Source organism: Trebonia sp. (genome assembly GCF_030042015.1).
Lineage (GTDB): Bacteria > Actinomycetota > Actinomycetes > Streptosporangiales > Streptosporangiaceae > Trebonia.
In genome coordinates this window covers 1-7,987 of the sequence record NZ_JASIAL010000222.1, presented here as the reverse complement: position 1 = coordinate 7,987, position 7,987 = coordinate 1, and the positions used below count along the sequence as shown (strand labels likewise).

General features: G+C 71.8%; 10 protein-coding genes. 9 read left to right on the top strand and 1 reads right to left on the bottom strand.

Annotated features, from left to right (window positions below; all coding sequences use genetic code 11):
* From Q1N79_RS11575 to Q1N79_RS11550, 6 genes are all read left to right on the top strand, one after another.
* On the top strand, positions 1-1,584 hold a 1,584-nt coding region (locus Q1N79_RS11575), incomplete at its 5' end, for a DNA translocase FtsK (protein ID WP_300608137.1).
* A gap of 162 nt (positions 1,585-1,746) precedes the next feature.
* Positions 1,747-2,550, top strand: a complete 804-nt coding sequence (locus Q1N79_RS11570; RefSeq protein WP_300608135.1) for a helix-turn-helix domain-containing protein — start codon at positions 1,747-1,749, stop codon at positions 2,548-2,550.
* A 67-nt stretch (positions 2,551-2,617) separates the two neighbouring features.
* Positions 2,618-4,048 carry a 30S ribosomal protein S12 methylthiotransferase RimO gene (rimO, locus tag Q1N79_RS11565; RefSeq protein WP_300608132.1) on the top strand — a complete coding sequence of 477 codons (1,431 nt, stop codon included), beginning with the start codon at positions 2,618-2,620 and terminating at the stop codon, positions 4,046-4,048.
* Between the two features lie 29 nt (positions 4,049-4,077).
* On the top strand, positions 4,078-4,689 hold the full coding sequence (pgsA, locus tag Q1N79_RS11560) for a CDP-diacylglycerol--glycerol-3-phosphate 3-phosphatidyltransferase (RefSeq protein WP_300608130.1): 612 nt from the start codon (positions 4,078-4,080) through the stop codon (positions 4,687-4,689).
* 33 nt (positions 4,690-4,722) lie between these two features.
* Positions 4,723-5,223, top strand: a complete 501-nt coding sequence (locus tag Q1N79_RS11555) for a CinA family protein (RefSeq protein WP_300608128.1) — start codon at positions 4,723-4,725, stop codon at positions 5,221-5,223.
* Positions 5,224-5,388: 165 nt separating this feature from the next.
* Positions 5,389-5,766, top strand: a complete 378-nt coding sequence (locus Q1N79_RS11550; protein WP_300608125.1) for a helix-turn-helix transcriptional regulator — start codon at positions 5,389-5,391, stop codon at positions 5,764-5,766.
* 16 nt (positions 5,767-5,782) lie between these two features.
* Here the strand turns inward: Q1N79_RS11550 and Q1N79_RS11545 are convergent, their stop codons facing one another.
* Positions 5,783-6,232 (bottom strand): Rrf2 family transcriptional regulator, encoded by a 450-nt coding sequence (locus Q1N79_RS11545; RefSeq protein ID WP_300608123.1) that lies wholly within the window; start codon positions 6,230-6,232, stop codon positions 5,783-5,785.
* Positions 6,233-6,334: 102 nt separating this feature from the next.
* Here Q1N79_RS11545 and Q1N79_RS11540 point away from each other — a divergent pair, with 102 nt between their 5' ends.
* The 3 genes from Q1N79_RS11540 to Q1N79_RS11530 form a co-directional block, all read left to right on the top strand.
* The gene (locus Q1N79_RS11540; RefSeq protein WP_300608120.1) at positions 6,335-6,820 is read left to right on the top strand and encodes a (2Fe-2S)-binding protein; all 486 of its coding nucleotides are present in this window, start codon (positions 6,335-6,337) and stop codon (positions 6,818-6,820) included.
* A gap of 1 nt (position 6,821) precedes the next feature.
* Positions 6,822-7,763 (top strand): FAD binding domain-containing protein, encoded by a 942-nt coding sequence (locus Q1N79_RS11535; RefSeq protein WP_300608118.1) that lies wholly within the window; start codon positions 6,822-6,824, stop codon positions 7,761-7,763.
* The coding region (locus tag Q1N79_RS11530; protein ID WP_300608115.1) for a hypothetical protein at positions 7,760-7,987 on the top strand (228 nt) is incomplete at its 3' end. The genes Q1N79_RS11535 and Q1N79_RS11530, both read left to right, overlap by 4 nt.

Genomic DNA, 7,987 nt, shown 5'->3' with positions numbered 1-7,987 from the left:
GGCGGGCCGGCGGGCGCCGCGCCTGGTACCGAGGCGGCGGCCGGCGCCGCGTTCCGGACGGCGGAGCCCACCCCGGTCAAGCCCGGCGAGCAGCTGACGCTCAGCGGCGCGGCGGCGGGGAGCAGCTATACGCTGCCGCCCCCCGCGCTGCTGCGCCCGGGCACCACGCCGAAGCTGCGGACCAAGGCCAACGACGCCGTGGTCGCCGCGTTGCAGGAGGTGCTCGAGCAGTTCAACGTGGACGCGCAGGTCTCCGGGTTCAGCCGGGGGCCGACGGTCACCAGGTACGAGATCGAGCTCGGCCCGGCGGTCAAGGTGGAGCGGGTCACCGCGCTGTCGAAGAACATTTCCTATGCGGTCAAATCCGCGGATGTCAGGATCTTGCCCGTCATCCCGGGTAAGTCGGCGATCGGGGTGGAGATCCCCAACGCGGACAAGGAGATTGTCAGCCTCGGCGACCTCCTGCGCTCGCCGTCCGCGCTCGCCGACCATCACCCGCTGGTGGTCGGGCTCGGCAAGGACGTGGAGGGCAACACGGTCCTCGCGAACCTGGGGAAGATGCCGCACCTGCTCGTGGCCGGCGCGACCGGGTCGGGCAAGTCGGTGTGCCTGAACGGGCTGATCATCTCGGTGCTCACCCGCGCCACGCCCGACGAGGTGCGGATGATCCTGATCGACCCCAAGCGGGTCGAGCTGTCGATCTACGAGGGCATCCCGCACCTGATCACGCCGATCATCACCAGCCCGAAGAAGGCCGCCGAGGCGCTGGAGTGGGTGGTCGGCGAGATGGAGCGGCGCTACGACGACCTGGCCGCCTCGGGATTCCGGCACGTGGACGACTTCAACAAGGCGGTCCGGGCCGGCAAGCTGACCGCGCCTCCCGGGTCCGAGCGCGTCTACGAGCCCTACCCGTACCTGGTGACGATCGTGGACGAGCTCGCCGACCTGATGATCGTGGCGCCCCGGGACGTGGAAGACACCGTCGTGCGGATCACCCAGCTGGCGCGGGCGGCCGGCATCCACCTGGTGCTGGCCACCCAGCGGCCGTCCGTGGACGTGGTGACCGGCCTGATCAAGGCGAACGTGCCGTCACGGCTGGCGTTCTCGACGTCCTCGCTTGGCGACTCGCGGGTGATCCTGGACCAGCCGGGCGCGGAGAAGCTGGTGGGGCAGGGCGACGCGCTGTTCCTGCCGATGGGCGCGTCCAAGCCGATCCGGCTGCAGAACGCGTACGTCTCCGAGCCCGAGATCCGCGCGATCGTCGGGCATTGCAAGAAGCAGGCCGAGCCGTCGTACCGGGCTGACGTCCAGGTGGCGCCGGACAAGGCTCGCGAGATCGACTCCGATATCGGCGACGACCTCGATCTGCTGCTGCAGGCGGCTGAGCTCGTCATCACCACGCAGTTCGGCTCGACATCGATGCTGCAGCGCAAGCTCCGGGTGGGGTTCGCAAAGGCCGGCCGGCTGATGGACTTGCTGGAAAGCCGGGGTATTGTCGGGCCAAGCGAAGGTTCCAAGGCACGGGACGTGCTGATCAGGCCGGATGACCTTGATGAAGTGCTCACGTCGTTGCGGGGCGGGTAGCGGGGGGTATAACTGGCGTGCCCTAGGGCAGCCGACGGGCAGCCGTGGAGCATCGACCGTAACCAGGCCGCGATGCTACCGGGCTTGCCGGTGTAACTCTGGGTGGCTAAGTATGTGCACGGGGGTGGAAGTCCCTACGTCGAGATGTCCTGGAGGCGCGCCGTGAGCATCGGTGACACCCTGGCGGAAGCGCGACGTCAGGCCGGTCTCACTATCACTCAGGTAAGCCAGCAGACCCGGATCAGGGAATCGATCATCCGGGCCATCGAGCAGGGTGACTACTCGCCATGCGGAGGCGACTTCTACGCTCGCGGGCACATCCGCTCGATCGCCAGCGTGGTGGGCACCGACCCGGCCCCGCTGATCAGAGAGTACGACGATGAGCACGGCCCGCCGGGGGCGATGCGGGCGGCGCAGGTGTTCGAGCCGGCCACCCCGATCCGGATCAGGGAGCCAAGGCGGTTTGGCTGGGGTAAGGCCCTTGCCGTGCTGCTGCTCGCGGTGATCGGCTACGGCGCCTACCACCTGGTGTCGACGCACGACTCGCACTCCAACGCGTCGCAGACCGACACGCTGCGGCCGACGGCCGCGCCCACGCCGCACCCGAGCACGAGGGCGAGCGCGAGCGCCAGCGCCAGGCCGGTTACGCACGCGCCTGCGCGTCCCGAGGCGGTCATCAAGCTGGTCGCGATCGAGGATTGCTGGGTAGCGCTGACGAACGCCAGCGGGCAGCAGCTTTACGAGGGCACGATCCTCGCCGGGAACACCATGGTGTGGAAGGAGCTGCACCCGGTGAGCATGGTGATCGGCAACCCGGGCGGCATCGTGCTGACCGTGGACGGGAAGACCGAGACGCTCAGCACGGTGCAGGTCGATACGGTCGCCATCAACCCGTCGAGCAAGACGCCGGTTACGATGGGCGGGCCGCCCGGGACGGTCACCGCCGTCAGTGCCTCGGCGTCCTAGCGGCGCGCCGGCCCGGCAGGCGACCGTGGTGACCCAAGGGCACCGCGCGATCACGTACCCTCTCGATGTGTCCAGTTCCCGTACCGTCAGCCTGATCACCCTCGGCTGCGCGCGCAACGAGGTCGACTCAGAAGAGCTCGCCGCGCGCCTGTCGGCAGGCGGCTGGACGCTGCGTGGCGAGGGAGAGGACGCCGCCGTCGTCCTCGTCAACACCTGCGGGTTCATCCAGGCAGCTAAGCAGGAGTCCATCGAGGAACTGCTCGCCGCCGCGGACTCCGGTGCCAAGGTGGCCGCCGTGGGCTGCCTTGCCGAGCGCTACGGAGCCGAGCTCGCCGTCGAGCTTCCCGAGGCGCAGGTGCTCAGCTTCGACGATTACGCCGACATCGCCGCCAGGCTGGACGACGTGCTGGCGGGCAAACGGCGCCCCGCGCACGTCGCCAGGGACAGGCGCGCGCTGCTGCCGGTCAGCCCGGTGGAGCGCCAGCTAGGTTCGCTGTCTCCCGGCGGCCGGGCCGGCGCCGACGCGGACCGCACAGACCTTACCGACCTGCCGCCAGGCGTCGCGCCGGCGTCGGGACCGCGGGTAATCAGGCGACGGCTGTCCGGCGGCGTGACCGCGCCGCTGAAGATCGCCTCAGGCTGCGACCGCAGGTGCTCGTTCTGCGCGATCCCGGCGTTCCGCGGCGCTTTCGTTTCCCGGCGCCCGCCCGAACTGCTTGCCGAAGCCGGGTGGCTGGCCACGCAGGGCGTCCGTGAGCTGCTGCTCGTGAGCGAGAACTCGACGTCCTACGGCAAGGACCTGGGCGACCTGCGGCTGCTCGAGACCGTGCTGCCTGAGCTGGCGGCGGTGGCGGGCATCGCGTGGGTGCGGGTCAGCTACCTGCAGCCCGCGGAGGTCAGGCCCGGCCTGATCGGCGCGCTGACATCCACCCCGGGCGTGGTGCCCTACTTCGACCTGTCGTTCCAGCACGCCAGCGGCCCCGTGCTGCGCGCGATGCGCCGGTTCGGCGACCGGGCGCGGTTCGGCGAACTGGTCGACCGCGTCCGGCAGGCCTGCCCGGAGGCTGGCATCCGGTCCAACTTCATCGTCGGGTTCCCCGGCGAGACCGCGGCCGACCTGCGCGAGCTTGAGCTGTTCCTGGGCAGCGCCCGGCTGGACGCGATCGGGATATTCGGCTACTCCGACGAGGACCGCACGGAGGCGGCCGGCTTCGGCGGCAAGGTCGATGAGGACGAGATCGCCAGGCGGGTCGCCGAGTTCGCCGACATCGCCGACGAGGTCATGGCGCAGCGCGCCGCCGACCGGGTCGGCGAAACGGTCGAGGTGCTTGTCGAGGAGGTGCTCGGCGACGGGCGGTTCGAGGGCCGCGCCCCCCACCAGGCCCCGGACGTGGACGGTTCGACGACGCTGCTCGCCGACCGGCCGCTGGCCGCGGGCGACCTCGTGACGGCCCGCGTGGTCGAGTCGGCGGGAGCCGACCTGGTCGCGCGCGCGTGAGCCAGGGGGGCCAGGGGGGCCAGGCGGGGATGGGGGGGCGGGGAGCCCCCCCATTCGGGGGGGCGCCGGGGGGTCGTCCCCCGGGGGAAACTGCGTCGCCACCCTTCCTCAACGTGGCCAACGTGCTGACGATCGCGCGCATCCTGCTCGTCCCGGTGTTCGTGGCGTGCCTGCTTGCGGGCGGCGCCGGCTGGCGGCTGGCCGCGCTCGCGGTGTTCGTCGTCGCGTCGGTGACCGACTTCGCCGACGGCCGCCTGGCGCGCAGCCGGGGCCTGGTCACCGACTTCGGCAAGATCGCGGACCCGATCGCGGACAAGGCGCTCACCGGCGCCGCGCTGATCACGCTGAGCGCGCTCGGCGAGCTGCCCGGCTGGGTCACCGCGCTGATCCTGGTCCGCGAGGTCGGCGTGACCGTGCTGCGTTTCGCCGTGATCAGGCGCGGGGTCATCGCCGCCAGTCCTGGCGGCAAGCTGAAGACGCTGCTCCAGATCGCCGCGATCTGCCTGTACGTGCTGCCCCCGTCGCTCAGCCCGCCCGGCCTCGTGAAGGAGGTTGTCATGGCGGCTGCCGTCGTGGTAACGCTGGTGACGGGTGCCGACTATGTGGTACGTGCGGTGCGCCTGTGCCGGGGCCCGACCTGAACCGCGGAGGCGCGCGAGAACTCGGAGGACCGCATGGCAGAGGGCGTGGCCGGACCGAACGCGCGCGAGCTGGCCACGGAGATCCTCCGCCTGCTGACAGCGGCCGGCCAGACGGTGGCCGCCGCCGAGTCGCTGACCGGCGGGCTTGTCGCCGCGGCGCTGACCGACATACCCGGCTCGTCGGCCGCCTTCCGCGGCGGCGTGGTGGCCTACGCGACCGAGCTCAAGGCGCAGATCCTCGGGGTCGACGCCCGGATGCTCGCCGAACACGGCCCGGTCTACGCCCCCGTCGCGGCGGCGATGGCCGACGGGGTGCGCAAGCTGCTCGGCGCGACGGTCGGGGTGGCGACGACCGGCGTGGCGGGCCCCGGGCCCACGGACGGATGGCCGCAGGGGACGCTGCACATCGCGGTAAGCCTTGCCGACGACACGGTGGTGCGCACGATGGCACTGGCAGGAAACCGGGACGAGGTACGTAGACTGGCAGTAGAGCGCGCGCTTGGCCTGCTGCTCGGCAGGCTGAGGGAGGCTTAGGGAAGAGTGTCCATGATTACAGCGTTACGTCAGAAGCGAACACCGGGGGCGGTGGTCTCGCCTGCGAACCGTGCGAAAAGGTACCGTGGACATAGCGGCGGTCGCGGCCAGGGACCCTCGGCAGGAGCCCGGGAAGCGGCTGTGCCTCAGGAAGGGAGTGCGACGATGGTGCTGCTTCGTCAATTGCTCGGCGACGTGCTTCGTCGACTTCGCATCAGGCAGGGTCGCACGCTGCGCGAGGTGTCGGCATCCGCGCGGGTGTCACTCGGTTACCTTTCCGAGGTGGAGCGCGGCCGGAAGGAAGCGTCCTCCGAACTGCTCGCCGCCATCTGCGCCGCTCTTGACACGCCGCTTTCGCAGGTGTTCCGCGAGGTGTCGGACAACTTCGCGTTCTCAGAACTGCAGAACGAGCCCGCGCTCGGTGTCCCGCGCGAGCCTGGCCTGCGCGTCCCTGTCGAGGTGCCCCGAGTCGGCGCGCCGGTAGACGACGGCCTCGACGGGATGGGGTCGGTCGGGGACGTCACCGACATGGTGCCGGTCTGACCAGGCCGGGAACCGCCTACACCCAGGCGCGCGGGCTGTCGGTGAGCAGCTGAATCGCTACAGGCAGCTTCCCCGAGACGATGTCGGCCAGCGTGACGGTCTCAAGGACCGCCCGCTCGTTCGCGCGCAGCGCGATCCACACCCGCTGCAGCGGCTCGGCCGCGCCTGGGTAGCTGACGTTCTCCGGCCGCTCGCCGCGCACGCCGAGCAACTGGCCGTCGATCGCCCGGATGATGTCGGCGAGCGAGATCTCGCTGGCGGGCCTGGCGAGCCAGAAGCCGCCGTCCGGGCCGCGCTGGCTGCGGACAAGCCCGCTCCTGCGCAGGTGCGTCAGGATCGTCTCGAGGAACTTGCCAGGGATGTTCTGTGCCTGCGCAAGCTGCTCCGCCGTGACATGGCCGGCCGGCGCGGCCGCGAGCTCGATGGCCGCGCGCAGCGCGTAGTCGGCCCGTGCAGACAATCGCATGACCGCTATTATGCAGGTTCCTGATCGGTTTTATGACATCGGCCCGCCGATGACTATGCTGCAAACGATCGCACTCGCGCAGGGCAAGGCGGAGGTAACCGGATGCCAGGCTCGCGGGACGTCATCGTCGAGGTCACCGTCAACGGCGCCCCGCGCACGGCCGAAGTCCCGGCCAGGACGCTGCTCGTGCACTTCCTGCGGGACCGGCTCGGGCTGACCGGCACCCACGTGGGCTGCGACACCAGCCAGTGCGGCGCCTGCACGGTCGCCCTGGACGGCGTCGCGGTGAAGTCGTGCACGATCCTGGCCGCGCAGGCGAGCGGCCACGAGGTCACGACGATCGAGGGCCTGGCGACGGCCGGCCGGCTGCACCCCGTCCAGCAGGCCTTCTGGACCGAGCACGGCCTGCAGTGCGGCTACTGCACCCCCGGCATGGTGCTGGCGGTCCGGCAGCTCCTCGCCGACAACCCCGACCCCACCGACGCCGAGATCCGGGTCGGCCTGGCCGGGAACATCTGCCGCTGCACCGGCTACCAGAACATCGTCGCCGCCGCCCGCGCGGCCGCGGCCCGCCTGCGCGAGGCCTGAGGTGTTCCCCGCCGGCTTCAGCTACGCGCGCGCGGGCTCCCTGGCGGACGCGCTCTCCCTGCTCGCCGGCGCCGCCGCCGCCGACGAGGACGCCAGGCTGCTCGCGGGCGGCCAGTCGCTGCTCCCGCTGATGAAGCTGCGGCTGGCCACCCCGCACAGCCTCATCGACATCGGCGGGCTACCCGAGCTCACCGGCATCACATGCGATGGCGCAGGCACCACGACGATCAAAGCGGTGACCACGTACCGCGCGCTGCAGCACGACCCGCGCGTCACGGCGGCGTTTCCCGCGCTGGCCGACGCGCTCGCCGTGCTCGCCGACCAGCAGGTCCGGGCCAGGGGCACGATCGGCGGCTGCGTCGCGCACGGCGACCCGGCCGCTGACCTGCCCGCCGTCCTGCTCGCGCTGACCGCCACCGTCACGCTGGCCTCGCGAAACGGCACCCGCACCGCCGTCCTCGACGACTTCCTGCAGGGCGTCTTCGCCACCGGCCTGGCCCCCGGCGAGGTCCTCACCGCGATCACCGTGCCCGCCGCCCCGCCGGGGCAGGCGTACGAGAAGTTCGAGCAGCCCGCCAGCCACCTGCCGCTGGCCGGCGTCTGCGCGGTCGTGACCACGGGCAATGGGGTCATCACGTCGGCTCGGGTCGCGGTCACGGGCGTCGCCGGACGGGCATTTCGCGCCCTCGATACCGAACGATCCCTCGCGTCTGCCCAGCCCACCCCCGCTGCCGTCGCGGCGGCCGCCGCGCGGGTGGGCACTGGCGTGCGGCCGCTGGCCGACCAGCACGCCAGCGGCCCGTTCCGGCTGCACCTGGCGCAGGTGCTGACCCGGCGGGCGCTCACCCGCGCGGTCGAGCGAGCCGGCGCCGGGGCAGCCGGCCCGGATCGTTCTGATGACGAATACCGGGACGCGAGCGGGACGGGACGGGAGCGGCGGTGAGCGGCCTGATCGGGCGGGCGATCGCGCGGCGGGAGGACCCGGCGCTGCTCACCGGCGCCGGCCGGTTCCTGGACGACGTGACGCCGCCGGGGACGCTGCACGCGTTCGTGGTGCGCAGCCCGGTCGCGCACGCCCGGATCACCGGCATCGACGTGGCCGCCGCCCGGCAGGCGCCTGGCGTCGCCGCCGCCTATACCGCCGCGGACCTGGCCGTCGGCCCGCTG